The organism is Niveispirillum sp. KHB5.9 (assembly GCF_048066115.1).
In the GTDB taxonomy this organism is placed as follows: domain Bacteria; phylum Pseudomonadota; class Alphaproteobacteria; order Azospirillales; family Azospirillaceae; genus Niveispirillum.
In genome coordinates this window covers 362,512-387,766 of record NZ_JBLTYX010000001.1, presented here as the reverse complement: position 1 = coordinate 387,766, position 25,255 = coordinate 362,512, and the positions used below count along the sequence as shown (strand labels likewise).

23 protein-coding genes are annotated in these 25,255 nt (G+C 66.5%); 13 read left to right on the top strand and 10 right to left on the bottom strand.

Annotation, left to right across the window (positions count from 1 at the left end):
- On the top strand, positions 1–1,491 hold the full coding sequence (locus ACM9HJ_RS01650) for a 3-hydroxyacyl-CoA dehydrogenase (protein WP_416569928.1): 1,491 nt from the start codon (positions 1–3) through the stop codon (positions 1,489–1,491).
- A 4-nt stretch (positions 1,492–1,495) separates the two neighbouring features.
- The gene (locus tag ACM9HJ_RS01645) at positions 1,496–2,248 is read left to right on the top strand and encodes an enoyl-CoA hydratase/isomerase family protein (protein ID WP_416569927.1); all 753 of its coding nucleotides are present in this window, start codon (positions 1,496–1,498) and stop codon (positions 2,246–2,248) included.
- Positions 2,249–2,341: 93 nt separating this feature from the next.
- Here the strand turns inward: ACM9HJ_RS01645 and ACM9HJ_RS01640 are convergent, their stop codons facing one another.
- Positions 2,342–3,772, bottom strand: coding sequence for an NAD-dependent succinate-semialdehyde dehydrogenase (locus ACM9HJ_RS01640; RefSeq protein WP_416569926.1), 1,431 nt, complete (start codon positions 3,770–3,772; stop codon positions 2,342–2,344).
- A gap of 303 nt (positions 3,773–4,075) precedes the next feature.
- Between ACM9HJ_RS01640 and ACM9HJ_RS01635 the strand changes: the two genes are divergently transcribed.
- The 4 genes from ACM9HJ_RS01635 to ACM9HJ_RS01620 all read left to right on the top strand — a co-directional run bounded on the left by ACM9HJ_RS01635 (position 4,076) and on the right by ACM9HJ_RS01620 (position 9,696).
- Positions 4,076–5,176, top strand: a complete 1,101-nt coding sequence (locus ACM9HJ_RS01635; protein WP_416569925.1) for an acyl-CoA dehydrogenase family protein — start codon at positions 4,076–4,078, stop codon at positions 5,174–5,176.
- A gap of 9 nt (positions 5,177–5,185) precedes the next feature.
- The gene (locus tag ACM9HJ_RS01630) at positions 5,186–6,418 is read left to right on the top strand and encodes an acyl-CoA dehydrogenase family protein (RefSeq protein ID WP_416569924.1); all 1,233 of its coding nucleotides are present in this window, start codon (positions 5,186–5,188) and stop codon (positions 6,416–6,418) included.
- 232 nt (positions 6,419–6,650) lie between these two features.
- Entirely contained in the window at positions 6,651–8,777 is a 2,127-nt protein-coding gene (locus tag ACM9HJ_RS01625) for an acetate--CoA ligase family protein (protein WP_416569923.1), read from the top strand.
- Between the two features lie 25 nt (positions 8,778–8,802).
- The gene (locus tag ACM9HJ_RS01620) at positions 8,803–9,696 is read left to right on the top strand and encodes a crotonase/enoyl-CoA hydratase family protein (protein ID WP_416569922.1); all 894 of its coding nucleotides are present in this window, start codon (positions 8,803–8,805) and stop codon (positions 9,694–9,696) included.
- Between the two features lie 94 nt (positions 9,697–9,790).
- On the opposite strand, the gene ACM9HJ_RS01615 is transcribed toward ACM9HJ_RS01620, so the two are convergent.
- On the bottom strand, positions 9,791–10,711 hold the full coding sequence (locus tag ACM9HJ_RS01615) for an alpha/beta hydrolase (protein ID WP_416569921.1): 921 nt from the start codon (positions 10,709–10,711) through the stop codon (positions 9,791–9,793).
- A gap of 148 nt (positions 10,712–10,859) precedes the next feature.
- On the opposite strand from ACM9HJ_RS01615, the gene ACM9HJ_RS01610 reads away from it, so the two are divergent.
- Positions 10,860–12,071, top strand: coding sequence for a CoA transferase (locus ACM9HJ_RS01610; RefSeq protein WP_416569920.1), 1,212 nt, complete (start codon positions 10,860–10,862; stop codon positions 12,069–12,071).
- A 142-nt stretch (positions 12,072–12,213) separates the two neighbouring features.
- A complete protein-coding gene (locus tag ACM9HJ_RS01605; RefSeq protein ID WP_416569919.1) occupies positions 12,214–13,410 on the top strand; it encodes an LLM class flavin-dependent oxidoreductase in 1,197 nt (398 codons plus the stop codon).
- Positions 13,411–13,527: 117 nt separating this feature from the next.
- On the opposite strand, the gene cysC is transcribed toward ACM9HJ_RS01605, so the two are convergent.
- From cysC to cysG, 7 genes are all read right to left on the bottom strand, one after another.
- A complete protein-coding gene (gene cysC / locus ACM9HJ_RS01600; protein ID WP_416569918.1) occupies positions 13,528–15,396 on the bottom strand; it encodes an adenylyl-sulfate kinase in 1,869 nt (622 codons plus the stop codon).
- 88 nt (positions 15,397–15,484) lie between these two features.
- On the bottom strand, positions 15,485–16,300 hold the full coding sequence (gene cysD / locus ACM9HJ_RS01595) for a sulfate adenylyltransferase subunit CysD (protein WP_416569917.1): 816 nt from the start codon (positions 16,298–16,300) through the stop codon (positions 15,485–15,487).
- Positions 16,300–17,025, bottom strand: a complete 726-nt coding sequence (locus ACM9HJ_RS01590; RefSeq protein ID WP_416569916.1) for a phosphoadenylyl-sulfate reductase — start codon at positions 17,023–17,025, stop codon at positions 16,300–16,302. The genes cysD and ACM9HJ_RS01590 overlap by 1 nt, the downstream gene beginning before the upstream one ends.
- The gene (locus tag ACM9HJ_RS01585) at positions 17,022–17,531 is read right to left on the bottom strand and encodes a DUF934 domain-containing protein (protein WP_416569915.1); all 510 of its coding nucleotides are present in this window, start codon (positions 17,529–17,531) and stop codon (positions 17,022–17,024) included. Before ACM9HJ_RS01585 ends, ACM9HJ_RS01590 begins: the two co-directional genes overlap by 4 nt.
- Entirely contained in the window at positions 17,518–19,236 is a 1,719-nt protein-coding gene (locus ACM9HJ_RS01580; protein WP_416569914.1) for a nitrite/sulfite reductase, read from the bottom strand. The genes ACM9HJ_RS01585 and ACM9HJ_RS01580 overlap by 14 nt, the downstream gene beginning before the upstream one ends.
- Positions 19,237–19,277: 41 nt before the next feature.
- A complete protein-coding gene (locus ACM9HJ_RS01575; RefSeq protein WP_416569913.1) occupies positions 19,278–19,604 on the bottom strand; it encodes a DUF2849 domain-containing protein in 327 nt (108 codons plus the stop codon).
- A gap of 17 nt (positions 19,605–19,621) precedes the next feature.
- Positions 19,622–21,028: a siroheme synthase CysG gene (gene cysG / locus ACM9HJ_RS01570; RefSeq protein ID WP_416569912.1), complete on the bottom strand. Its 1,407-nt coding sequence runs from the start codon at positions 21,026–21,028 to the stop codon at positions 19,622–19,624.
- Between the two features lie 335 nt (positions 21,029–21,363).
- On the opposite strand from cysG, the gene ACM9HJ_RS01565 reads away from it, so the two are divergent.
- The 3 genes from ACM9HJ_RS01565 to ACM9HJ_RS01555 all read left to right on the top strand — a co-directional run bounded on the left by ACM9HJ_RS01565 (position 21,364) and on the right by ACM9HJ_RS01555 (position 22,888).
- Positions 21,364–22,137: a ferredoxin--NADP reductase gene (locus tag ACM9HJ_RS01565; RefSeq protein WP_416569911.1), complete on the top strand. Its 774-nt coding sequence runs from the start codon at positions 21,364–21,366 to the stop codon at positions 22,135–22,137.
- Between the two features lie 99 nt (positions 22,138–22,236).
- Positions 22,237–22,548 carry a nucleotidyltransferase family protein gene (locus ACM9HJ_RS01560; RefSeq protein WP_416569910.1) on the top strand — a complete coding sequence of 104 codons (312 nt, stop codon included), beginning with the start codon at positions 22,237–22,239 and terminating at the stop codon, positions 22,546–22,548.
- Positions 22,538–22,888, top strand: a complete 351-nt coding sequence (locus ACM9HJ_RS01555) for a DUF86 domain-containing protein (RefSeq protein ID WP_416569909.1) — start codon at positions 22,538–22,540, stop codon at positions 22,886–22,888. The genes ACM9HJ_RS01560 and ACM9HJ_RS01555 overlap by 11 nt, the downstream gene beginning before the upstream one ends.
- Positions 22,889–22,913: 25 nt before the next feature.
- Here ACM9HJ_RS01555 and cysE read toward each other — a convergent pair whose 3' ends face one another.
- Complete coding sequence (gene cysE / locus ACM9HJ_RS01550) at positions 22,914–23,753, bottom strand: serine O-acetyltransferase (RefSeq protein WP_416569908.1); 840 nt, start codon at positions 23,751–23,753, stop codon at positions 22,914–22,916.
- A gap of 197 nt (positions 23,754–23,950) precedes the next feature.
- Here cysE and ACM9HJ_RS01545 point away from each other — a divergent pair, with 197 nt between their 5' ends.
- Both ACM9HJ_RS01545 and ACM9HJ_RS01540 read left to right on the top strand, forming a co-directional pair.
- Positions 23,951–24,355, top strand: a complete 405-nt coding sequence (locus ACM9HJ_RS01545; RefSeq protein WP_416569907.1) for an acyl-CoA thioesterase — start codon at positions 23,951–23,953, stop codon at positions 24,353–24,355.
- On the top strand, positions 24,352–25,245 hold the full coding sequence (locus ACM9HJ_RS01540; protein ID WP_416569906.1) for a pirin family protein: 894 nt from the start codon (positions 24,352–24,354) through the stop codon (positions 25,243–25,245). Before ACM9HJ_RS01545 ends, ACM9HJ_RS01540 begins: the two co-directional genes overlap by 4 nt.
- Positions 25,246–25,255 lie beyond the last annotated feature (10 nt).

Genomic DNA, 25,255 nt, shown 5'->3' with positions numbered 1-25,255 from the left:
ATGGCCAGCGAGATCATCGGCGTCGTTGGCGCCGGCATCATGGGCCGCGGCATCGCCCAGCTGTTCACCCAGGCCGGCCATACCGTCCGCCTCCATGACAGCCGCGACGGGGCGGCGGGGGCGGCGCGGGAATTCGTGCTGTCCATGCTGGACAAGCTGGCCACCAAGGGGGCGATGAGCGCCGATGACGTGCGCGCGGCGGCCGGGCGTCTGACGGCGGTGGCCGCACTGGAAGACCTCGCCGGCTGCACAATCGTGGTGGAGGCCATTGTCGAGGATCTGGAGGCCAAACGTGCCCTGTTCGCGGCGCTGGAGGGGATCGTCGCCGAGGATTGCCTGCTGGCCAGCAACACCTCCTCCCTCACCGTGTCGGCCATCGCCGCCGGCTGCCGCCATCCTGCCCGTGTGGCCGGGCTGCATTTCTTCAATCCGGTACCCCTGATGAAGCTGGCGGAGGTGATCCCCGGCCTGCTGACGGCGCCTGCCGTCACCGACCGGCTGCTGTCCCTGGTCACCGGCACCGGCCACCGCGCTGTGCGTGCCGCCGACCAGCCGGGCTTCCTGGTCAACCATGCCGGCCGCGCGCTTTACACGGAAGGACTGCGGCTGCTGGAGGAAGGGGTGGCGCCGGTTGCCGATATCGACCGCGCCCTGCGCGACACGCTGGGTTTCCGCATGGGGCCGTTCGAGCTGATGGACCTGACCGGGCTGGACGTGTCCGGCAAGGTGATGCAGTCCATCTATGAGCAGTTCCAGCAGGAACCGCGTTACCGCCCCTCCACCCTGATCCCGCCGCGCCTGGCCGCCGGACTCTATGGCCGCAAGACGGGCAGGGGCTTCTACCCCTATCCCGAGGGCGTGAAGCAGGAGCCGGCCGAACCGCCGCCACCGCCCGCCATGCCTGGGACGGCCTGGGTGCAGGATGGCGAGGGGGTGGATGCCCTGCGCGCCCTGCTGGCGGCAGGTGGCGCCACGCTGGCCGATGATCCTGCCGGTGCCGATGTGCTGTTCACCCTGCCCTGGGGGGAGGATGTGACGGCGGTGGCCGTGCGCACGGGGCTGGATGCGCGACGTCTGGTGGGCATCGATCCGCTGGGCGGGCTGGCAGGCCGGCTGGTGCTGATGGCCAGCCCCGCCACCGATCCGGCGCTGGCGGACAAGGTCCATGGTTGGCTGGCGGCGGCCGGCCGCGCGGTGACGCGCATCCAGGACAGTCCCGGTTTCATCGGCCAGCGGGTGCTGGCCATGATCGTCAATACTGGCTGCGAGATCGCCCAGCGTGGGATCGCCGTCCCCCCCGATATCGACGCCGCCGTGCGCCTGGGCCTGGGCTATCCGTCGGGGCCGCTGGAATGGGGTGACAGGGTGGGGCCGGCGAAGGTGCTGGCGATCCTGGAACGGCTCTTATCCGTGACCGGCGACCCCCGTTACCGGCCCAGTCCCTGGCTGCGCCGCCGCGCCCTGCTGGGCCTGTCGCTGCGGGGGGAGTGAACCCATGGAAACGCTGCTGATCGACACTCCCCGCCCGGGCGTGCGCCGCCTGTGCCTGAACCGCCCGGCGGCGCGCAACGCCATCGACGCCGATCTGCGCACCGCGCTGCGGGTGGCGGTGACGGAAGCGGGGGCGAACCCCGCCGTGCGCTGCCTGATGATCGCCGGGGCTGGCGGCATGTTCTGCGCCGGTGGTGATCTGACCAGTCTGGAGGGCATCGACCATGCCGCGGCTCTGGCCCGCATGCGGGACGGCCATGCCCTGGTCGAACAGCTCTGGCATTTCCCCAAGCCCGTGGTGGCCGCCGTCGAACGCTATGCCATCGGTGCCGGTGCCGGCCTGGCCTTGTTGGCCGACCGGGTGGTGATGGGGGAAGATGCGATGCTGGGCTTTCCCTTCCTGAAGCTGGGCCTGGTTCCCGACTGGGGCCTGATGGACACGCTGCCGCTGCGCGCCGGCCGGCCCCTGGCCACCCGCCTGTTTCTGGACACGGCCAACTTGAAGGCCGCCGACGCCCTGGCCGCCGGCGTGGCGGATGCGGTGGTGCCGGCGGGTGGTGTGATGGAGGCTGGCTTGGAAATGGCTGAGAAGCTGGCGGCCCTGCCGCCGGCAGCCTTCGCCCGGCTGAAAGCCTGCCTGCGCCCGGGCGGGCTGGACCTTGAGGCGGAAGCCCAGGCCCAGGCCGATTGCCTGACGGGACCGGAATTCGCGGAAGGTTTTGCCGCGCTGAAGGAGAAGCGGGCGGCGCGGTTTTAGGGGCGCCCGTAGGTCAGGTCGAGCAAAGCGAGCCCTGACAGATAAGGCTTTCAATCCATCGTTGTCAGGGCTCGGCTCACGCCTCGACCTGACCTACGGTTTCGCCTGCTGCATCACCGACTTCAGGAACGTGTAGCCCTCCAGCCCCTCCGCCCCGCCCTCGCGGCCATAGCCGCTATCCTTCACGCCGCCGAACGGCATGTCGGGGTAGGTGGAGTTGAAATGGTTGATGGCCAGGCTGCCGCTCTCGATCTCCTCCGACAGTCTGGTCGCCACGCTGGCCCGGTCGGTGAAGGCATAGGCGGCCAGGCCGAATTCCAGAGCATTGGCCCGCGCGATGGCCTCGTCCAGGCTGGTCACGCGGCTGACCAGCGCCATGGGGCCGAACGGTTCCTCCACCATCGCCCGTGCATCGGCCGGCATGTCGGCCAGCACGGTCAGCGGGAACTGGAAACCCCGGTCGCCCATTCGCCGCCCGCCGGCCACCAGCCGGGCGCCACGGCCAACGGCATCCGCCGTCAGCGCCTGCATCGCCGACAGCCGTCGTTCATTGGCCAGCGGCCCCATCTCCAGCGCCGGGTCAAGGCCGGTACCGATCTTCAGCGCTTCCGCCGCCGCCCCCAAACTGTCCACGAACTGATCATAGACCCGTTCATGCACGAAGAAGCGGGTGGGGGCGACGCAGACCTGGCCGGCATTGCGGGCCTTGGCGCGGGCCGACAGGGTGCCCACCAGCTCCGCATCCACATCGTCCCAGACGATGACGGGGGAATTGCCGCCCAGTTCCATGATGGCCGGCTTCATATGCTGGCCGCACAAAGAAGCCAGATGCTTGCCCACCGGCACCGACCCGGTGAAGGTGACCAGCCGCACGCCCGACTGCGCGATCAGGTGGGATGAGATGTCGGCCGGCTTGCCGAACACCAGATTGACCACCCCGTCGGGCACGCCCGCTTCCTGAAAGGCACGGACCAGGGCGATGGCACCGGCCGGCGTTTCCTCCGCCCCCTTCAGGATGATGGAACAGCCGGCGGCCAAGGCACCCGCCACCTTGCGGGTGGGCGACGCCAGCGGATAATTCCAGGGGGTGAAGGCCGCCACCACGCCCAGCGGATGACGCGTCACCATCTTGCGCATGCCGGGGGCCGCCGGGACGATACGGCCATAAAGCCGCCGCGCCTCCCCCGCATCCCACAGGATACGGTCATGGGCCACCCGCACCTCGTTGCGCGCCTCCTTGATGGTCTTGCCCTGGTCCAGCACCAGGGACACGGCAATCTCCTCCCGCCGCGCCAGCAGGTTGGCGGCAGCACGTTGCAGCACCTGTTCGCGCTCCGCCGGGTCGGTGGCGCGCCAGAGACGGAACCCCTTCTCCGCCGCCGCCAGCGCATCGTCCAAATCCTGCCGCCCGGCATGGGGCAGGGTGGCCAGGATCGAGCCATCGGCCGGGTTGATCACGGGTTCGCCCCGCGCCGTGCCGCGCCACTGGCCGCCGATGAACAGCTTCAGTTCGGGATAATGCATGTGGGGGTTTCCTCCGGGCGGGATCGTCGCCGTCCGATCCACGAATAGGCCCCGGCACCCGCCCTGGGCAAGCCCCGGCGATGGTGCCGGCGATCGCCCATGAAAAATCGTCAATCAATTGATCCATATGGATTTTATGGCCTTCTCCGTAGTCGGAAATGACTACGCTTCATCGCCGCATTCCAAAAAATAGCACCCCGGTGGGGATGAGCCTTGGTCATGCTGGTTCCGGAAAACTGGCTTGCCGCGCGGCGGCATTGGCCCAAGCTCTGGCGCAACATTGCCAGCGGATGGTGAGGGCGCATGAATTTCGATTTCTCCGACGATGTGACGGCGATGCGGCGGGAGGTGCAGGGCTTCCTGGCCGACCGGCTGCCCGTCGGCACGGTGCGCCAGTTCCTGGAAGCCGGGCCGGCAACTGACCGGAAGCTCTGGGCCGAAATGGCGGAGATGGGCTGGCTGGGCCTGACCATCCCCGAGGAAAATGGCGGTTCCGGCCTGGGGCACGAAGCCTTGTGCATGCTGGCGGAGGAGGTGGGGGCCTTCCTGCCGCCCGTCCCCTTCGCCTCCACCCTCTATCTGGTGGCCGAGGCGCTGCTGGCCTTTGGCGATGAGGCGCAGAAGGCAAAGTGGCTGCCGCGTCTGGCCGACGGTTCGGTGACCGGCGCCTTCGCGCTTGCCGAAGGGGTGGGGGAGCCTACCGCCACCGGCGTCAGGGCACAGGTGGCGGGTGGAAGCCTGTCGGGTGCCAAGACCCCTGTCTATGACCTGGACGGTGCCGGCCTGCTGGTGGTCGCCGCACGGAATGAAACGGGTCAGATTGGGCTGTATCTGGTCGACCCCACCGCCCCCGGCATCGAACGTCGGCCGCTGCGCACGCTGGATCTGGCGCATGGGGCCTGGGGCGTGGAATTCTACGGCGTACCGGCCGAACCCCTGTCGGGTGCCGTGGGCTGGCCCGCCATCGCCCGGCTGCTGGACCGGGCCGCCGTGCTGTTCGCCTTCGAACAGGTGGGGGGTGGTCGGGCGGCGCTGGAGATGGCGACATCTTTCGCAATGGACCGGTTCGCCTTCGGCCGGCCCATCGCGTCGATGCAGGCGATCAAGCACAAACTGGCCGATATCTATGTCGCGGTGGAGCTGGCCCGGTCCAACGCCTATTTCGGCGCCTGGGCCCTGCATGAGGATGCGGTGGAACTGCCGCGCGCGGCGGCCGCTGCCCGCATCGCCGCCATCGACGCGTACCAGCTGGCGGCACGCGAGAATATCCAGACCCATGGCGGCATGGGCTTCACCTGGGAGGCGGATTGCCACCTGCATTACCGCCGGTCGGCGACGCTGGCCGGCATCATCGGTGGGGCGCGGCATTGGCGCGACCGCCTGTTCGACCAGCTGGCGGCGTGAGGCGAGGCGATGGATTTCAACGATACAACAGACGAGGCCGAATTCCGGGCGGAGGTGCGTGCCTTCCTGGACGCCCATGCGCCGCGAAAATCGGCCGAGGCCCGCACCTACCGCTCGCGCGAGTTGAACGACGATGATGTCCGGCGGTCGAAAGAATGGCAGGCCACCAAGGCGGCGGCCGGGTTCGCCGGTATCCATTGGCCGAAGAAACATGGCGGGCGCGACGGCACGCAGATGCAGGCCGCCATCTTCGCGGCGGAGGAGGAGCGCTATGTCGTGCCCCCCAGCGTGTTCAACCAGGGCGTGGGCATGGCCCTGCCCACCATCATGGCCCATGGCAGCGACGCCCTGATCGACCGCTATGCCCGCCCGGCGCTCTATGGGGAGGAGGTGTGGTGCCAGCTTTTCTCCGAACCGTCCGCCGGGTCGGACCTGGCCGGCCTGCGCACCCGTGCGGTGCGCGACGGTGATGATTGGGTGATCAACGGGCAGAAGGTCTGGACCTCCAACGCCCATTTCTCCCAATACGGCATGCTGGTGGCCCGCACCGACCCGACCCTGCCCAAACATGCCGGCCTGACCTTCTTCATCCTGGACATGGCGGCACCCGGCATCGAAATCCGCCGCCTGAAGCAGATCTCCGGTACCGCCAATTTCTGCGAAGTGTTCCTGACCGATGTCCGCATTCCCGACCATCACCGGCTGGGTGGGGTGGGCGAAGGCTGGAAGGTGGCATTGACCATGCTGGCCAATGAACGTTTCACGGTGGGCAAGGCGGAAGGCCCGGATGTGGAGGATATTATGGCGCTGGCCCGTACCCTCACCATCGACGGCCGTCCGGCCCTGGACGACCCGGCGGTGCGGGAACGGATCGCCCGCTGGTATGTGCAGTCCGAGGGGCTGAAATATACCCGCCTGCGCACCCAGACCGCCTTCTCCCGCGGCCGGGCGCCGGGGCCGGAGAATTCCATCGGCAAGCTGGTCAGCGCCACCAAATTGCAGGAGATCGCCGCCTTCGGGATCGAGCTGCTGGGACAGTCGGGTGCAGTGATGGACCCGGATGTCGCACCCCTGAACGCCTGGTTCCAGGAGGCACTGCTTTACGCGCCCGGCAAGCGCATCGCCGGCGGCACGGACGAGATCCTGCGCAACATCATCGCCGAACGCGTCCTGAAGATGCCGGGTGAGATGCGGGCGGACAAGGACGTGCCCTTCAACCGGATCCCGACGAGCCGGCGGTAGCAGGCTGCTTTTCACGCCTTCACCACGACAGTCTGTGCTGTGCGGGTTTCATCAATCTCTACCGTCACCCCGGCGAAGGCAGGGGCCCAAGTGACAAGCGCTTCGCTCTACGATCTGGGCCCCGGCCTTCGCCCGGGGTGACGGTAGTGAGATTGGTGGCGAAAGTGCCCAAGAGTTTCAAAGAAGTCCCAACCGGACACATTTCCGTCAAGCAAAGTTCAGGGAGACCCCCTTGTCCCGTCCCGTCTATACCCATGCCGACCTGCGCCGCCTGATCGATCCGGCGTCGGTGGCCATTGTCGGCCTGTCGCGCAACGAGAAATCCTTCGGCGCCCGGACGGCGGCGAATCTGTCCGGCTTCACCGGCCGTACCTGGGGCGTGAACCCGAATGCGGCGGAGCTCTACGGCATCCCCTGTTTCTCCGGCCTGACAGCATTGCCGGAAGTGCCCGACTGCGCCGTGCTGGCGGTACCGGTCGATGCCGTGCTGCCACTGGTGGAGGAATGCGCTGCCTTAGGTGTCGGCGGCTGCGTCATCTACGCCTCCGGCTTCGCGGAGACCGGCTTGGCCGACCGCATCGCCCTGCAGAACCGTCTCGCCGCCATCGCGCGCGGGTCGCAACTGCGCATCGTCGGGCCCAACTGCATCGGCCTGATCAACAATGTCAGCCGCGCCGGCCTGTCCTTTGCCTCCGGCTATGGCGCCCGCCGCCCGGCCACGGGACCGGTGGCCATCGTCAGCCAGTCGGGCGGGCTGGGTCAGGCGCTGGCGCAGGTGGCGGAACGCGGTGGGTCCTACAGCCATTTCATGGCGGCGGGCAACAGCTGCGATGTCGATGTCTGCGACTATGTCTCCTATCTGGCCGACGATCCGGCTTGCGCCGTCATCACCTGCATCGCCGAGGGGCTGAAGAACGGGCAACGGCTGCTGCAGGCGGCCGAACGGGCGCTGGCCGCCGACAAGCCCATCGTCATGTACAAGATCGCCACCGGCACGGCCGCCGCCAAGGCCGCCCTGTCGCACACCGGCACCCTGGCCGGGGCCAATGCGGCGTATGAGGCGGCCTATCGCCGCCTGGGCATCGTCAGGGTCGACAATATCGAGGATGTGTATGAAACCGCCGCCTTCCTGGCCAAGGCCGGGCGGCCCAGGGCCATGGGCGTGGCGGCTGTGGCGGCCTCGGGCGGGGCCTGCGTCATCACGCTCGACAAGGCGGAAGCGGCCGGCGTGCCCATGCCCAAACCGGGGCCAGCGACACAAGCCGTGCTGAACGCCAATGTCCCGGATTTCGGCAATCCGTCCAACCCGTGCGACATTACCGCCCAGGTGGCGACCAACCCTGCCTCATACGGCGCCTGTCTGGAGGCGCTGCTGGCCGATCCCGGCTATGGTGCGGTACTGGTCATGGCGCCCAGCATCAGCGATCCGGGCACGCCCAACAATGTCGCCCTGTTCTCCGGTCTGGCGGCCAAGGCCGGGAAGCCTTTGTGCCTGTCCTGGATGTCGGAATGGAAGCATGGGCCGGGGGCGGCAGAGGCGGAGCGCGACCCGCATGTGGCATTGTTCCGCTCCACATCCGGTGCCTACCGCACCCTGGCCGGCTGGCTGGAGCGCGAACGGCGGATCACCGGCCCGGCGCCGCGTGCGCGGGGTGGTGCGCCCAACCCGGCCGCCGCCACGGCCCGTGCCCTGCTGGAGGGGGCCGGCGACCGGCTGACGGAACGGCAGGCCAAAGAGGTTCTGGCCGCCTATGGCATCCCCGTCGCCAGCGACCATGTCGTGCAAACGGCGGAGGAGGCCGTCGCGGCCGCCGACACCCTGGGCTATCCGGTGGTGCTGAAGCTGGAAACGCCGGACATCGCGCACAAGACGGAGGCCGGGGTGGTCCGCCTGGACCTGCGCGACGGTACCGCCGTGCGTGCAGCCTTCGCCGCCATCATGGAAGCCACCGGGCGGGTGGAGCCCAAGCCGCGCATCGCCGGCATCCTGGTGCAGCCGATGATCGCGCCGGGTCTGGAGATCGTGGTGGGCAGCCAGCTGGACCCCACCTTCGGCCCCATGGTCGTGGTGGGTCTGGGCGGTATCATGGTCGAATTGCTGCGAGACAGCGCGTCGGAACTGGCGCCCGTAAACCATGCGCAGGCGTTGGACATGCTGGGAAGGCTGAAGGGGGCCGCCCTGCTGCACGGGTTCCGCGGCCGGCCGGGGGCGGATATCGACAATCTGGCCGGTATCATCGTGGCCCTGTCGGAACTGGCATCCGACCTGTCGGACCGGATCGCGGAGATCGACGTCAATCCCATCATCTGCGGCCCCGGCCGCACCATCGCCGTGGACGCGCTGATCGTCCGGCGGTGAGCCGATATCTCAAGGAGGAAGCATCATGGCCAAATGGCTGAAGACCCAGGATTTTATCAATTTCGAGGTCCGCGACCGCGTCGCCTATATCACGCTGAACCGGCCGGAAAAGCGCAACGCGCTGTCGCCGGAACTGATTAGGGAAATCCATGACGCCATGCTGGAGGCCGATGACCGCACCGACGTGCATGTCATCGTGCTGCAAGGGGCCGGGGATGATTTCTGCGCCGGTTACGACCTGGGCTACGGCTACAACCCCGACAACCAGCAGGACGCCACCGCCACCTATCGCTCCCGCATGGGCAGCTTCGATGACGATGTCTGGACCATGACCCGCAAGATGGGCCAGATGCACATCATCCCGGACATCCACAAGGCGGTGATCGCCAAGGTGCAGGGCCGTGCCCTGGCCGGCGGGGCGGAACTGGCGCTGGCCTGCGACCTGATCATCGCCGCCGACGATGCCCGCATCGGCCATCCCGGCACGCGCGGCCTGGGCTCCCCACCCGTCAATTACTGGTTCTACCATGTCGGTCCGCAATGGGCCAAACGCCTGCTGCTGACCGGTGACAGCATCACCGGCCTGGACGCCGCCCATATCGGTATGGTGCTGGACAGTGTTCCCGCCGCCGAACTGAATGCAGAGGTGGATGCTCTGGCCCATCGCATCGCCCTGATCGACCCGGAGATCGCGGCGGCGCAGAAACGCATCGTCAACACCGCCATGGACCTGTCCGGTGCGCGCGTCCTGCGCCAGTTCGCCATCGAGGCCGACGCCAAGGCCCACCTGTCGCAAGGGCCGGGCCGCAAGACCTGGCGCGAGAATGTGAAGGCGCATGGCGTGCGCCAGGCTATCCGGATGCGCGACGCCGCCTATGGCAGCGACCCGGTGCGCATCCGGTCGAAGGAGCCGCGCTGAACGGTACTTTGCCGTAGGTCAGGTCGAGCGAAGCGAGCCCTGACATCTTTGGGCACCGTGGCCTGTCAGGGCTCGGCTTACGCCTCGACCTGACCTACGACGCGACCGGGTTCCGTAATCCCCGCGCCAGATCCCGGATGGCCCTCCGCGCCAACCCCGCATGCGCCGTCATCTGCAGGAACCCGTGTGTGGCACCGGGCCAGGTGACGGTCTCGACTTTCACGCCCGCTTCCCGCATCCGTTCCGCCATCATCCGGTTTTCATCGGCCAGCACGTCGCATTCGGCGATGCCGAGAAAGCACGGCGGCAAACAGCGCAAATCGGCGCCCAGCGGTGCCGCCAGCACCGGCGGCGCATCGCTCAGCGCGCCCAGATACCGGCGCCAGTACCATGCCATACGCACGGTCGACAGGCCGTAGCTGCCATCCCCGAACCGGCGCTGGGAGCTCGTGTCGAGGTCGGGCGTATAGCAGCCATAGGCCAGGGCCGCCGCCGGGGGCAGCACCCGTCCGACATCACGCTCGGACAGCATCAGCGCCAGGACCAGATTGGCCCCGGCACTGTCCCCGGCCAGGGCCGGCACGCCCATGCCCAGTTCCAGGGCCCAGTCCCAGATCGCCTTCACATCCTCCAAAGCCGCCGGGAACGGATGTTCCGGTGCCAGCCGGTAATCGAACCCGATCACCACTCGCCCGCTTGCCAGCGCTAGCCGGCGCATGATCGGGTCATGGGTGTCGACGTCGCAGGCAAACCACCCACCGCCATGCACGAACAGGATCACCCCCGCCGCTTCCGGCACCGGGTGATAGAGCCGCACCCGGATCGGCCCGCCGGGGCCGGGGACGCTCAGCGTCTCCACCCGGTCCACGACCGCGCCGGGATCGCTGAACACCATGGCCAGCCGGTTCAGACCGGTGCGCGCCTCGACCGTATCTAGCCGCGTGATGTCGAAGCCGGGCGGGGCATGGGACGCCTGCAACAGACGGGCGGCCTGGATTTCCGGATCGACGCTCATCATGCCTCCTCGTAACGGTCCAGTATCGCCCGGCCCCCGGTTCCCGGCCCCTGAAATATTCTCCGGCCCGATACGCAATTCTCCGCTGCCCGCGCGCGGGTGACGGGCGCCTTATGGCACGGATTCCAAGAATCGGGAGCCGCAAGCCATGGCCATCCTGTCGGGCCTGACCATCACCGAATGCGCCGCCTTCATCGCCGGACCGTTCGCCACCGGGTCGCTGGCCCGGCTGGGGGCCGAGGTGATCCGCATCGACCCGATCGAAGGCGGCATCGACCAGCATCGCTGGCCGGTGACGGAAGACGGCCGCAGCCTCTATTGGGCCGGGCTGAACAAGGGCAAGAAATCCGTCCGTATCGATATAAGGCGGCCGGAGGGGCGCGAACTGGCCCAGGCCCTGATCACCGCACCGGGGGAGGGGCGGGGACTGTTCGTCACCAATTTCCCCGCCACCGGCTGGCTGGATTTCACCGGGTTGCGGCAACGCCGTGCCGACCTGATCATGGTCAATATCCTGGGCAATCGCGACGGGTCCACGGCCCTGGATTACACGGTCAATTGCGCCGTGGGCTTTCCGCTGGCCACCGGACCGGCGGGGGGACCGGTCAACCATGTGCTGCCGGCCTGGGATTTCGTCTGCGGCCAGACGGCGGCCACCGCCCTGCTGGCGGCCGAACGCCACCGCCGCCTGCAGGGGGCAGGCCAACTCATGCGCATCGCGCTGTCCGATGTGGCCCTGGCCGTAGTCGCCGATATGGGGTTGCTGGCGGAGGTGGAGATCAACGGACAGGGCCGCGAGCGCCACGGCAACCATATTTTCGGGGCCTTCGGCTGCGACTTCGCCACGTCCGATGGCCGCCGCCTGATGGTGGCTGCCGTCAGTGCCGGGCAGTGGCAGGCGCTGCTGCGCGCCACCGGCACCATGGAGGTGATGGCGGCGCTGGGCACCGCGCGCGGCCTGGACTTGTCGCTGGAGGGCGATCGGTTCCGGGCGCGCGACACTGTGGCCGGGCTGCTGGCCCCATGGTTTTCCGCCCGCACACTTGTACAGGCCGGCAAGGAACTGGACGCGGCGCGGGCCTGCTGGGGCCCCTACCAGAGTTTCGAGCAATTGCTGACCGACGACCCGCGCTGTTCACCCGCCAACCCGCTGTTCGCCCGCGTCGATCATCCCGGCATCGGGCGCATGCTGACCGCCGCCAGCCCCATCGACAGTTCGGCCTGCGAACCGGTTCCACCGGCCGCCGGGCCCATTCTGGGCCAGCACACGGACGAGGTTCTGGCCGATGCGCTGGGTCTGGGCGACGGGCAGTTGGCCGACCTGCATGACCGCGGTGTGATCGCCGGGCCGGCGGCATGAAAAGCGGTCATGCGGGCGCAGATAAAATGCGCCCCGCCCGCCATCACGCGACCTGCGTTTTGATGGACGGAATGGTTGCCATATTCTAGATTTGTCGAGAGACGGCGGCCATCCAAGCGACCGCCGGCACGGGAGGATTGGAATGTCGAAGACACGTCTGCGCCACGGCGTTTTCCTGGCGCCGCTGCATCCGGTGGACGAGGATGCGCACGCCCTGATGCACCGGGATATGGAGCTGATGGAATGGCTGGACCGGCTGGGTTATGACGAGGCTTGGATCGGCGAGCATCATTCCGGCGGGTATGAGACCATCGCGTCCCCGGAACTGTTCATCGCCGCCGCGGTGGAGCGCACCCGGCACATCAAGTTTGGCACGGGCGTGATCTCGCTGCCCTATCACAATCCGCTGATGGTCACCAACCGCATCATCCAGCTGGACCACCAGTCGCGCGGCCGCGTGATGTTCGGTTTCGGCCCCGGCCTGCTGGTGTCCGATGCCCGCATGCTGGCCATCGACCCCAAGACGCAGCGCGACCGCATGGCCCAGGCTTTGGACGTCATCCTGCGCCTGCTGGACGGGCAGGTGGTGACGGAGAAGACCGACTGGTACGAGTTGGTGGAGGCGCGCGCGCATCTGCTACCCTATACCCAGCCCCGTCCGGAGATCGCGGTGGCCAGTGCCGCCACGCCGTCGGGCGGGCGCCTGGCCGGCAAGTACGATCTGGCCATGCTGTGCGTGGCGGCCACCGATGCCACCGGCGGCTTCAACGTGCTGGACGTCAACTGGAAGCATGCCTGCGACGTGGCGGCCGAACAGGGCCGCACCATGAACCGTGACCGGTTACGCCTGATGGGCCCCATGCATATCGCGGAGACGCGGGAGAAGGCGCGGGCGAATGTCCGCCACGGGCTGGAGAAATATCTGGACTATGCCCGCACCGTCACGCCCGGCCGCTTCGGCAACATGGCGGGGCGCGATCCGGTGGATGTGCTGCTGGAGGCCGGCCATATCGTCATCGGCACGCCCGACGATGCCGTGGACGTGCTGAAGAAGCTTCAGGCCAAGCAGGGCGATTTCGGCGTGTTCCTGCACCAGTGCCATGACTGGGCCGACTGGACGGAGACCAAGCGCTCCTATGAGCTGTATGCCCGTTTCGTGGCCCCGCATTTCAGCGGGTCGAACCGGGCAAGGGCTGAGTCCTTCGACAATTGGAAGGCCCATTCGCTGGATTACAGCAGCCAGTCCCATGCCGCGGCCAAGGCGACGTTCGAGAAATTCGGCGGGGCGGCGGCACTGGAAAGTGCCGCCAAGACCGGAATGATCGGCGCCAAGGACTGATCCTGCGCTGTGGTTGGGCGGGCTTCCGGCTGACCGGAACCCGCCTTTCGCGAACACCAGCAAAAAAAGGCCCGGCACCGGTTTTCCCGGTGCCGGGCCTTTTTGGGTCGACCCCGATCAGATCCCGACCGCGTGCCCGTCCGCCTGGCTCAAGGCGAAGTGGCGGCGGATATGGGAAACCAGCAGCTCGTTGCTGGTCGGGATGTCCATCTCCGACGTATCCAGCACCAGTTCGGGCTTCACGGGTGTCTCGAACGGGGCGGACACGCCTGTGAACTGCTGGATCTTGCCGGCCTGGGCCGCCGCATAGAGACCCTTGGGGTCGCGGGCGGCACAGGTGGTGACATCCGCCTTCACCCACACCTCATGGAACCCGTCGCCGATGATGGAGCGGGCCAGGTCGCGCAGCTCCACGGTGGGGGAGATCAGGCTGACCAGCACCACGGCGCCCGTCTCGGCCATCAGCTTCGCCACCTCGGCCACACGGCGGACATTCTCCAACCGCTCGGCTGGTGTGAAGCCCAGGTCCTTGTTCAGGCCCTTGCGCATATTGTCGCCGTCCAGCACCGTCACGCGCCAGCCATCGTCGAAAAGGCGGCGCTGCGTACCCATGGACAGGGTGGACTTGCCGGCACCCGACAGGCCGGTCAGCCAGACCACACCGCCGCGATGGCCATTGCGCGTCTCGAACGCGTCCCGGTCGACGGAGCTGTTGACGGCCGTGACCGGACCGGCAACGGTGACATTGGCCGCCGCACCCAGCACCACACAGCCGCCGACAATGCGCCCACCGCGCGCCAGGCCAGCGCGACCGGTGATCGGCAGTTCACCGGTCGGGTCGAAGGCGATGGGGGCCGACGCGCGCAGCACGATCTCCGCGATGCCACCCTGGCCCAGCTCGGAACCCTCGCTGTCGCTCAGGTTCTCCACATCGACCAGCCGCTCGAACTTCTCCACCACCACCGGATGTTCGGCGGTGGCGAGGCGCAGGGAGATGCGGCTGCCGGCCGTCAGGCTCTCCGGGTCCAGCCAGAAAGCGCGGACGCGGATGGTGGTGGCGATATGCGGCATATGGCCGGCCGGTGCGATCAGCTGACCGCGCGACAGGGCCGCATCCTCGATGAAGGACACGGCGACCGACTGGCCGGCGCGCGCTTCCTTGACCGGACCCTTGCCGGCATCGATGGTGGCGACCGTGGCGGGCTGGCCCGTGGGGGCGATATCCACCTTGTCGCCGACCTTCAGGCGGCCCGTCTCGATGCGGCCCACGGCCAGGCGGGTGTCACCCTTGCGGTAGACATCCTGGATGGGCAGGCGCAGGGCCGCTTCGGTGCGCGGGGCGGCGGGGACCAGCAGGTCCAGCGCCTCCAGCAAGGTCGGCCCACGGTACCAGGCCATCTTCTCCGACCGGCCGGCGATATTGTCGCCATGGCGGGCCGACAGCGGGATCACATAGAGCGGCTGGATGCCCAGCTTTTCCAGATAGGTGCTGACATCGCCGGCCACACCCTTCCAGGCGTCCTCGGCATGATCGACCAGGTCCATCTTGTTGACGGCCACGATCACCTTGCGCACGCCCAGCAGCGACAGCAGATAGGCGTGGCGGCGCGTCTGTTCGGAGATGCCGCGTTCGGCATCGGTGACCAGCACGGCGGCGTCGGCGGCGGCCGCACCCGTCACCATGTTGCGCAGGAATTCACGGTGGCCCGGCGCATCGATGATGACGTAGGGGCGCTTTTCCGTCTTGAACCAGATGCGGGTGGTATCCAGCGTGATGCCCTGGTCGCGTTCGACCTGCAGCGCGTCCAGCAGGAAGGACCATTCCATATGCAGCCCGCGCTGCTCGGAAACCTTCTTCAGCTCCGCCAGGCGGCCTTCGGGCAGGCTGTCGGTATCGTGCAGCAGGCGGCCGATCAGGGTGGACTTGCCATGGTCGACATGGCCGACGATGACAATGGGGTAGGGGGCCAGAGGGGCCTTTTTCACGGCTTGGCCTTGGGTGAGGGGGGGCGCCGGGACCGCAGAGATGTCGGCCCGCAATGCAACGTTCGCCATGATCTTCTACATCCGCCTTTTAGAGATAGCCACTGGCACGCAGCCGTTCAAACGCATCCTCGGCCTCATGGTCCATGGACCGGCCGGCGCGCTCTGGCGTGCGGGTGGTTTCAAGCTCGTCGATGATCTCGTCGATGGTGGCGGCATGGCTGTCCACCGGGAAGGTGATGCCGATCTCGCCCAGCGAGCGGAACCGCTTGCCATCCTTGGCGAAGTAGAGCGGCACCAGCGGGATTTCCTCCCGCTTGATATAGCGCCAGACATCCACCTCGGTCCAGGCCAGCAGCGGGTGCACGCGGGTATGGGTGCCGGGCGTGCGCTCGATCGTGTACTGGTCCCAGAACTCCGGCGGCTGGTGCGCGGCCTGCCAGGCGCCGTCCAGCCCGCGCGGGCTGAAGATGCGTTCCTTGGCACGGGTCGCCTGCTCGTCGCGGCGGATGCCGGTGATCAGCCCGTCGAACTGGTACTTCTCCAGCGCTGCGGCCAGACCCAGCGACTTGCGCGCCGCGATGCGCGTGCCCGGCGGCAGGGTCGGATCCGTCATCTCGATCGGCGGACATTCGTCCTTGATCAGGTTCAGGCCCCATTCCTGGGCGTACCGGTTGCGGAACTCGTAGCTTTCCGGGAATTCCAGGCCGGTATCCAGGTGCGCCACGGGGAAGGGCAGCTCGCCCATGAAGGCCTTGCGGCACAGCCAGATCAGGACGTTGCTGTCCTTGCCGAGCGACCAGAGCAAGCCCAGACGCTTCAGGCGCACGCGCGCCTCGCGCAGGATATAGATGCTCTGGGCTTCCAGCTGGTCGAGATGGTCGAGATGTTGATCGGTGCTGCTCATCAGGAGGCTCCCACCAGATTTGTTGCGGGCGGAAGCGGCAGGTGGATTCCGCATTCCGTCTTTTCCTGACCGCGCCAGCGGCCGGCTCTGATATCCTCGCCCGCGGCGACGCGGTCGGTGCAGGGCATGCAACCAATGGAGAGGTAGCCGTCCTCTTCCAGCGGATGACGCGGCAAGTCGTGCCGGTCCAGATAGGCTTCCACATCGGCACGGGTGAAGCCGGCCAGCGGATTGATCTTGATGCGCCCCTCGGCCGCCTCGAACAAGGGCAGCTCGATACGCGTCGTGGCCTGGTAACGCTTGCGACCGGTGATCCAGGCGCCGAACGGCGCCAGGCCCGCATCCAGCACCCGCACCTTGCGGAAATCGCAGCAGGCTGTGTTGTCGCTACGCCAGAGGATGCCGTCCTTGTCGTGCTCGTCCTCGGCCTCCTTGGTCGGCGACAGTTCGCGCACACCCGTCAGGCGCAGCTTTTCCACCAGCATGCGGCGGTAACGTAGGGTCTCCCCGAACAGCTTGCGGGTATTGACGAACAGGACGGGCAGGTCCTTGTCGATCTGCGCCACCTGGTGCAGCAGGATGGCACTCTCCGTGCCGAAGGACGAAACCAGCGCCAGCTGGCCGTTGAATTCCGTTTCGATCAGGGGGCGGAGAAGATCGACCCCTTCCAGATGCCCGTACCGCGCCATCAGCTCGCGGGCCCGGGCCTGCAACGCGGATGTCATGCCGGGACCGTGCCTTTCAGATGGCGACGCAGCAGGGAGGTACCGCCCTCCTGGCCCAAAGCCGGCTGGAAGGCGACCGAGATTTCCTTCAGCGCATGGGCCCAGGCGGGACCGACACGATCCTCGGGCACCACCACCGTATCCACACCCACGCGGGTCAGGAACAAATACTGGTCGGGGATGATATGGCCGAAGGCCCTGATCTCGCCCTTGTAATCGAACCGCTCGCGCAGTTCCCGGGCGGCGGAGAAGGCGCGGCCGTCGCGGAACTTGGGGAATTCCAGTGCCACCAGCGACAGGGAACCCAGATCATCCGCCACTTCCGTGGCCAGTTGGTTGGATTTCAGCCGCACGCCGACGGCGTCGCGTCGCGCCGTCAACGCGTCACGCTCACTGCGCCAGCGTTCCAGCGAGACGATGATGGCGCCATCCGCAGGCAGGGCGGCATCATCGGACAGGTCGGTCCAGCGGTCGTCGATGGGCAGACCACGATCAAGCACGGGCATAGAGGGCCTCCTTGAACGGGGCGTGGCCGGTGCGGGCCAGCGTCTTGATGAAAATCTCGCCGGGCTGGCGCAGCTTGACGAAGGTGTTCACGACGGTTTCGACCGCATCGATGATGCCGTCATAGTCGAAGCCCGGCCCCACGATCTCGCCTAGCGCGGCGTTGGTGCCGGCATCGCCGCCCAGCAGGATCTGGAACAGTTCCTCGCCCTTCTTGTCGACGCCCAGGATGCCGATATGGCCGACATGGTGATGGCCGCAGGCATTGATGCAGCCGCTGATCTTGATCTTCAGCTCACCCAGGTCATGCTGCCGGTCCAGATCGGCGAAACGCTCGGAAATGCGCTGGGCCACCGGAATGGCACGGGTATTGGCCAGGGCGCAGTAATCCAGGCCGGGGCAGGCGATGATGTCGGAAATCAGCCCGGCATTGGCCGTGCCCAGGCCGGCCTTGTCCAGCGCCTGCCACAGCGCGTAGAGATCGTCCTGGCGGACATGGGCCAGCACCAGGTTCTGCTCATGCGTCACGCGCACTTCGCCGAAGCTGTACAGGTCGGCCAGATCGGCCACCGTTTCCAGCTGTTCCGCCTCCGCATCGCCCGGAATGCCGCCGATCGGCTTCAGGCTGATCGTGGCGATGGCGTAACCCGGCGTCTTGTGGTCCGTCAGGTTGCTTTTGGCCCAGCGGGCGAAGGCCGGGTCGGCAGCCTTGGCGGCCTCGAACCCGACAGACACCGCCGGCAGCTCCACCCAGGGGGGCGGGGCGAAATGGGTCTGGATGCTTTCGACGATGGCGTGATCGACATGGAATTTCTGCCGCGGCAGGCGGGCATATTCCTCTTCGATCAGGCCGATGAACTTGTCGGCACCCATCTCGTTGACGGTGATCTTGATGCGCGCCTTGTAGATATTGTCGCGGCGGCCCAGCTGGTTATAGACGCGCAGGATGGCTTCCAGATAACCGATGATCTCTTCCACCGGCACGAAATCCCGCGCCTTCACCGCCAGATAGGGCGTACGGCCCTGGCCACCGCCGACATAGACGGTGAACCCGATGCGGCCCGTCTTCTCGTCCTTCAGCGCGATCAGGCCGATATCATGCACCTGCACGGCGGCGCGGTCGTTCGGGCTGCCGGTGATGGCGATCTTGAACTTGCGCGGCAGATAGGTGAATTCCGGATGCAGCGTCGACCATTGGCGCAGGATCTCGGCATAGACGCGGGGATCCACCAGCTCATCCGCCGCCGCACCGCAGAACTGGTCGGTGGTGACGTTGCGGATGCAATTGCCGCTGGTCTGGATGGCATGCATGTCCACTTCCGCCAGCTCGTGCAGGATGGCGGGCACATCCTCCAGCTTGGGCCAGTTGAACTGGATGTTCTGGCGGGTGGTGAAATGGCCGTAGCCCTTGTCATAGACCCGCGCGATGCGGGCCAGACGCCGGACCTGGGTGGAAGACAGCATGCCGTAGGGAACGGCGACGCGCAGCATATAGGCGTGCAGCTGGAGATAGAGACCGTTCATCAGCCGGATCGGCTTGAACTCCTCCTCCGTGATCTCGCCCTTGATGCGGCGTTCCACCTGGGCGCGGAACTGCTCCACCCGCTCGAAGATGAAGGTCTTGTCGAACTCGTCATAGCGGTAGACGGCGGCATGCGCGTCGGCGGGCTGATTGGAGCGGGAAGCGGAGATTTGCGTATCAGGCATTTGGGGGTCTGGGCCTGTTCTCTTGAAAATTCAGCGGGGGATCAGCGGGCAGGGGCCTGGACGGCCTGCTTGCCCAGGTCGCGGCGCACGGTGGGGCCAATGCCCTTCAGCCGCTCGCGCAGATGGGTGGGACGCGTGCCCTCTTCCGTCACTTCCACGTCCAGCGGATAGACATCGACAACCACCTGCCGCTTCTCCTCCGCCTTGGCGAAGGCAAGCGCCTCGGCGATGGCGTCGGCCCCGTCGAACACGGCGGCTTCCGCCACGCGCTCGACCCAGGCATTACCGGCACCCAGCCACACCGCTTCGCCATCCAGAAGACGGCTGGCGGCGACAGATTGCCGGGCTCCCTTGGCTTTGACCAACATCTCTGCAAACTTCCCTGTCAGACGGCTTCACGCAGATGCGGGGGCACCAGCGTGGTGATAAGGGCGGGGTCGGCCAGACGGACGACATCGCCGATGATGATGATCGCCGGACCCACCAGCCCATGCGCCGCTGCCAGCGGCGCCAGGGTGGCAAGCGTGCCCGTGATCAGCTTCTGGTCCGGCCGCGTGCCCTTTTCGATCAGGGCGGCGGGAGTGTCGGACGGCATGCCGGCTTCGGTCAGGCGGCGCGCGATGGTCTCGGCCGCCGTCAGGCCCATATAGACGACCAGCGTGTGGCGCAGGCGGGCCAAGGCCTGCCAGTCCAGATCGGGTTCTCCATCCTTGCCATGGCCGGTGACGAAGGTGACGCCATTGGCATGGTCGCGATGGGTGACCGGAATGGTGGTGGACGCGCCGCAGCCGAGTGCCGCCGTGATGCCGGGCACCACCTCCACCGGGATGTCGGCATCGCGCAGCACCTGCAACTCCTCGCCACCCCGGCCGAACAGGAACGGGTCGCCGCCCTTCAGCCTTGCCACGCGATAGCCGGCCTTGGCCTCGGCCACCAGCAGCTGGTTGATGGCTTCCTGGCTCATCGTATGGTGGGACTTGGACTTGCCGACATAGATGCGGCGGGCATCGCGGCGGACATAATCCATGATCCGCTCATCCACCAGCTTGTCATGCACGACCACGTCGGCATCTTGAAGCACGCGCAGCGCCCGCAGGGTCAGCAGGTCCGGATCGCCCGGCCCGGCCCCGACCAGGGCCACGGAGCCAGCCTTGGACTGGCCATAGGTGGGGTTGTTGACGGCGGCCAGCAGGCGCTCCCGCGCCGTCTGTTCGCGGCCAGCCAGGAAATCGCGGGCCACCGGACCGTCGACCACCGCTTCCCAGAAACGGCGGCGGTTGGTTTCGCCCTCGCGGGTGGCCTTCACGTTGGTGCGGAAACTGTCCAGCAGGGTGGCGAACTTGCCCAGGCCGGGCTCCAGTGCGGCCTCCAGCCGCTCCCGCAGCCGGCGGACCAGCACCGGGCTGGCCCCGCCGCTGGAAATGGCGATGCTGATCGGCTCGCGGTCGATGATGGCCGGCATGATGAAGCTGGACAGGTCTGGCCGGTCCGGCACATTGACCAGAATGCCGGCGGCACGCGCGGCCTCGGCCACGGCGCGATCGGTTGCATCCACATCGCTGGCCGCGAAGATTACACGATGGCCGTCAACATCCGTTTGTGTGAAATCACGGGCAATAACCACATCGGCCAGCTTGGCCAGATCGGGATGGATGTCGGCGGCGACGATGGTCAGGCGGCAGCCGGCCTTGGCAACCAGCCGCGCCTTGCGCAGCGCCAGTTCGCCCCCGCCAACCACCAGAACCTTCTGCCCTTCCAAAGGCAGCGTCACCGGAAATCCACGCAACGCCATCGTGATGCTCCACCCTTACCGCACTTGCGGAATGAGGGAGATTTGATCCTGCTTTCACGTGATGTCGAGGTGAAATATTATTTCTCCAATAATCCTAGGTATAATATAGGGATTAATCCCCGCTCTAAAAATTGAGCTTTATCAATGACATAAAGGTAGGGGTAAAGTAGGTGTTAATGGCACTCATCGGGGGTGCTCACACCAGCCATGCGCAGGGGGCGCGGTCGGGTGTGAAATAGGCGGTTGAACGGGCAACCCATGTACATTAGCTCTGCTGCATCGCGGAGCCATGGCGGGGACTCCGTCCCTGACACGTCTTGACGAAGGAAGATCAGATGAGCGCGTTTATCGAGGCCAAGGTGCTGTCCGTCCATCACTGGACCGACACTTTGTTCAGCTTCACCTGCACGCGCGATCCCTCGTTCCGCTTCGAAAACGGCCATTTCGTGATGATCGGCCTGATGGTCGATGGCAAGCCGCTGGTGCGCGCCTATTCCATCGTCAGCCCGAACCATGCCGAACATCTGGAATTCCTGTCGATCAAGGTGCCGAACGGCCCGCTGACCAGCCGGTTGCAGCATATCCAGGTCGGCGACAGCGTCATCTATGGCCGCAAGTCGGTGGGCACGCTGGTGACCAGCAGCCTGGTTCCCGCCAAGAACCTCTACATGTTCTCCACCGGCACCGGTCTGGCACCGTTCATGAGCATCATCCATGACCATGAGGTCTACGCCAAGTATGACCGCCTGATCCTGACCCATACCTGCCGCACGGTGGGTGAACTGGCCTATCACGATTACATCACCAATACCCTACCCAATGACGAGTTCCTGGGCGAGGAAGTGCGGGCCAAGCTGACCTATTACCCAACCGTCACCCGCGAGGCGTTCCGCAACCAGGGCCGCATCACCGACCTGATCCGGAACCACAAGCTGTTCGAGGATATCAAGGCCGCTCCCCTGGACCCGACCAATGATGTCGCCATGATCTGCGGCGGTCCGGACGTGCTGGCCGAGACGGTGGAACTGCTGAAGGAACGCGGCTTCAGCGAAGGGGCCGGGCACACGCCGGGCAACTACGTCATCGAAAAGGCGTTCGTGGAAAAGTGAGTTCAGCGGGGCGCCGAGAGGCGCCCCGGTTCGTTTGGGGGTATAGGGCGGGTGCCGGGTTTGGTGTAGTATGAGGCTGTCCGGTCCCGGAGAGATGGCATGCTGCCCCTGATCGACAAGCACCGTGAAGATATTGCCGAGCTTTGCCGGCGCTTCCAGGTGCGTCGCCTGGATGTCTTCGGATCAGCTGCCCGAGGCGATGATTTCGATCCTGCCCGGTCCGACATCGACTTCATCGTCGAATATCAATCCGACAACGGTGCCCCCTCCTTGCAGGAATTCCTGTCTCTGCGACAGGGGTTGCGCAACCTGCTGGGCCGGGAGATCGACCTGACAGCGGCCGGTGCCATTCGCAATCCCTATATCCGTGCAGATATCGACGGGTCACGAAAGCAAGTTTATGCGTCGTGATCCAAATGCCTATCTGTGGGACATCCGCGACAGTGCCGATGCCATCACGGAATTCACCACCGGCCGTTCCTTCAAGGATTATCAGGCCAACCGGATGCTGCGCTCCGCCGTCGAGCGGCAGTTCGAAATCATCGGTGAAGCACTGGGGCAATTGGCAAAGATCGCGCCGGACGTCGCGCGTGAAATACCCGACTACGCCAGGATCGTCGCGTTCCGTAATCTGCTGATCCACGGATATGCGGTCATCGATGACGCCATCGTCTGGCGAACCGTGCAGGAGGACCTGCCGGCCCTGCGGATCGATGCTGATCGACTGCTGTCAGACGCCAACCAGGGCTGACGCGCCTTTCGGCGCGTCCCCCAAATCAAATATCCGCGCCCGCGTCGCGATAATCCGCGAACACATGGTCCATGACCCGGGCGGGGTTGGAGCAGCCGGCTTCGCCCACGACTTTGGCGGGCACGCCGGCGACCGTGACGGCCTTGGGCACGTCGCGCAGCACCACCGACCCGGCGGCGACGCGGGCACAGTCGCCGACATGGATATTGCCCAGCACCTTGGCATTGGCACCCAGCAGCACACCGGAGCCGATCTTGGGATGGCGGTCACCATCCTCCTTGCCGTTGCCGCCCAGGTTGACGCCATGCAGCATGGAGACATTGTCGCCCACCACCGCCGTCTCACCCACCACCACGCCGGTGGCATGGTCGATCATGACGCCGCGGCCGAACCTGGCGTTGGGATGGATATCGACGCCGAACACCACCGATGACCGGCTTTGCAGGTACAAAGCCATGTCGCGGCGGCCCAGATGCCAGAGCCGGTGGGCCATGCGGTGGGTTTCCAGGGCCTGGAAGCCCTTGAAATACAGCACCGGCTCCACATGCCGATGGCAGGCCGGATCACGGTCCAGCACGGCGGCGATGTCGGCGCGGAAAGCCTGACCCAGTTCCGGTTCGGCCTCCAGCGCGTCGGTGAAAGCCTGCACCAGCAGTTCACCCTGAACATCCTGGTGCGCCAGACGAATGGCGATGCGGTGGATGACGGCCATTTCCAGCGTCGGCTGGTTCAGGATGGCGCCATAGAACAGGGCCGCCAGCAGCGGTTCATCCGCCACGGCCTGTGCGGCTTCCGTGCGCAGCGCCGCCCAGATCGGGTCCAGGTTGACGAGCGTCTGGGGAACGACAGGGGCGATACGCGGCATGGGGCCGGCCTCTCAACTTGGTTCTTCCGGTTATTTGACCATAGGAAAGGGGGGGCGCAAGAGGCATCGTCCCCCATTTCCGGCATGGGTGCCACGCCAAGCCCCGCGCGGCGATGGTCGACAGGCGACTTTCACCCGTGCATCATGCTGTTTCAAAAAGGAAAACAAGGGGCACGGGAGCTATGGGGGAAGAGTTGATGCCGGGCAGCGACGGCTGCCCCATCGAGCCGGCGGTGCGTACCATCGCCATGCCGGCCGACACCAATCCGGCGGGGGATATTTTCGGCGGCTGGCTGATGGCGCAGATGGATCTGGCGGCCGGCAATGCCGCCGCCCGCCGTGCGCGCGGCCGCTGCGCCACCGTCGCCGTGGATGGCATGGTCTTCCACCGGCCCGTCGCCGTGGGGGACGAGGTCAGCCTCTATGCCACGATCGAGCATATCGGCCGTACCTCCATGAAGATCCATGTCGAGGCCTGGCGCCGGTCCCGCTTCGATGAGGAGCGGTTCAAGGTGACCGAGGCCCTGTTCACCTTCGTCGCCATCGATGAGGGCGGGCGCCCCCGCGCCATTCCGCCCAATGAGGAGGAGCAAGCATCGTGACCCTGGCCAGCAACAGCCCCATCGACCTGATCGTCGTCCCCAAGAGCCATGATGTCGGCGGGTTCGAGGTGCGGCGCGCCTTGCCCACGGCCAAGCGCCGCATGGTCGGACCCTTCATCTTCTGGGATCAGATGGGGCCGGGTTACCTGCCCGCCGGCACCGGCCTGGATGTCCGCCCGCACCCGCATATCGGCCTGTCCACCGTCACCTATCTGACGGAGGGCGAGATCATGCATCGCGACAGTGTGGGCAGTGTGCAGGCCATCCGGCCGGGTGCCGTGAACTGGATGACGGCCGGCAAGGGCATCGTCCATTCCGAACGTACCGAGGCCGGCCTGCGCGCCAATGGCAACCATCTGGCCGGCATCCAGAGCTGGGTGGCCCTGCCGCAGCGGTTCGAGGAGATCGAACCGGGTTTCAGCCATTATGCTGCCGGCGAGATGCCGATCATCAGCGATCATGGCGTATGGATGCGCCTGATCGCCGGCGAGCTGTTCGGGGAGGCGTCGCCCGTCCGCACCCTGTCGGAAACCATCTATATGGAAATGCTGCTGGATGCCGGCGCCAAGGTGGAAATCCCGGCCAGCCATCCCGAACGCGCCCTGTACCTGTTCGACGGGCGCATCGACATTGCCGGCGACGTGTTCACGGCCGAGGGCGGGCAAGGCCAGCTGCTGGTCCTGCGCGAGGGTGATGCCCTGACCCTGAAGGCCGAATGCGCATCGCGCGTGTTGTTCCTGGGCGGGGAGCCGATGGACGGCCCGCGCTATATCTACTGGAACTTCGTCTCCTCCTCCAAGGAACGGATCGAGGATGCCAAGTCCGACTGGCGCAACCGCAAATTCCCCGAAGTGCCGGGGGAGACGGAGTTCATACCGCTTCCGGAATGATTATCATTAA

Bases quoted from the DNA above. Each gene is read 5' to 3' on its own strand.
- ACM9HJ_RS01640 (WP_416569926.1), bottom strand. From the start codon at position 3,772: ATGCATTATCCCGAACTGAAGCTGTTCATCGGCGGCCAGTGGCGCGGC.
- ACM9HJ_RS01650 (WP_416569928.1), top strand. From the start codon at position 1: ATGGCCAGCGAGATCATCGGCGTCGTTGGCGCCGGCATCATGGGCCGC.
- ACM9HJ_RS01555 (WP_416569909.1), top strand. From the start codon at position 22,538: ATGCGTCGTGATCCAAATGCCTATCTGTGGGACATCCGCGACAGTGCC.
- ACM9HJ_RS01565 (WP_416569911.1), top strand. From the start codon at position 21,364: ATGAGCGCGTTTATCGAGGCCAAGGTGCTGTCCGTCCATCACTGGACC.
- ACM9HJ_RS01615 (WP_416569921.1), bottom strand. From the start codon at position 10,711: ATGAGCGTCGATCCGGAAATCCAGGCCGCCCGTCTGTTGCAGGCGTCC.
- ACM9HJ_RS01580 (WP_416569914.1), bottom strand. From the start codon at position 19,236: ATGCCTGATACGCAAATCTCCGCTTCCCGCTCCAATCAGCCCGCCGAC.
- cysE (WP_416569908.1), bottom strand. From the start codon at position 23,753: ATGCCGCGTATCGCCCCTGTCGTTCCCCAGACGCTCGTCAACCTGGAC.
- ACM9HJ_RS01645 (WP_416569927.1), top strand. From the start codon at position 1,496: ATGGAAACGCTGCTGATCGACACTCCCCGCCCGGGCGTGCGCCGCCTG.
- ACM9HJ_RS01610 (WP_416569920.1), top strand. From the start codon at position 10,860: ATGGCCATCCTGTCGGGCCTGACCATCACCGAATGCGCCGCCTTCATC.
- ACM9HJ_RS01620 (WP_416569922.1), top strand. From the start codon at position 8,803: ATGGCCAAATGGCTGAAGACCCAGGATTTTATCAATTTCGAGGTCCGC.
- ACM9HJ_RS01545 (WP_416569907.1), top strand. From the start codon at position 23,951: ATGCCGGGCAGCGACGGCTGCCCCATCGAGCCGGCGGTGCGTACCATC.
- cysG (WP_416569912.1), bottom strand. From the start codon at position 21,028: ATGGCGTTGCGTGGATTTCCGGTGACGCTGCCTTTGGAAGGGCAGAAG.
- cysD (WP_416569917.1), bottom strand. From the start codon at position 16,300: ATGAGCAGCACCGATCAACATCTCGACCATCTCGACCAGCTGGAAGCC.
- ACM9HJ_RS01635 (WP_416569925.1), top strand. From the start codon at position 4,076: ATGAATTTCGATTTCTCCGACGATGTGACGGCGATGCGGCGGGAGGTG.
- ACM9HJ_RS01605 (WP_416569919.1), top strand. From the start codon at position 12,214: ATGTCGAAGACACGTCTGCGCCACGGCGTTTTCCTGGCGCCGCTGCAT.
- ACM9HJ_RS01585 (WP_416569915.1), bottom strand. From the start codon at position 17,531: ATGCCCGTGCTTGATCGTGGTCTGCCCATCGACGACCGCTGGACCGAC.
- ACM9HJ_RS01560 (WP_416569910.1), top strand. From the start codon at position 22,237: ATGCTGCCCCTGATCGACAAGCACCGTGAAGATATTGCCGAGCTTTGC.
- ACM9HJ_RS01575 (WP_416569913.1), bottom strand. From the start codon at position 19,604: ATGTTGGTCAAAGCCAAGGGAGCCCGGCAATCTGTCGCCGCCAGCCGT.
- ACM9HJ_RS01630 (WP_416569924.1), top strand. From the start codon at position 5,186: ATGGATTTCAACGATACAACAGACGAGGCCGAATTCCGGGCGGAGGTG.
- ACM9HJ_RS01590 (WP_416569916.1), bottom strand. From the start codon at position 17,025: ATGACATCCGCGTTGCAGGCCCGGGCCCGCGAGCTGATGGCGCGGTAC.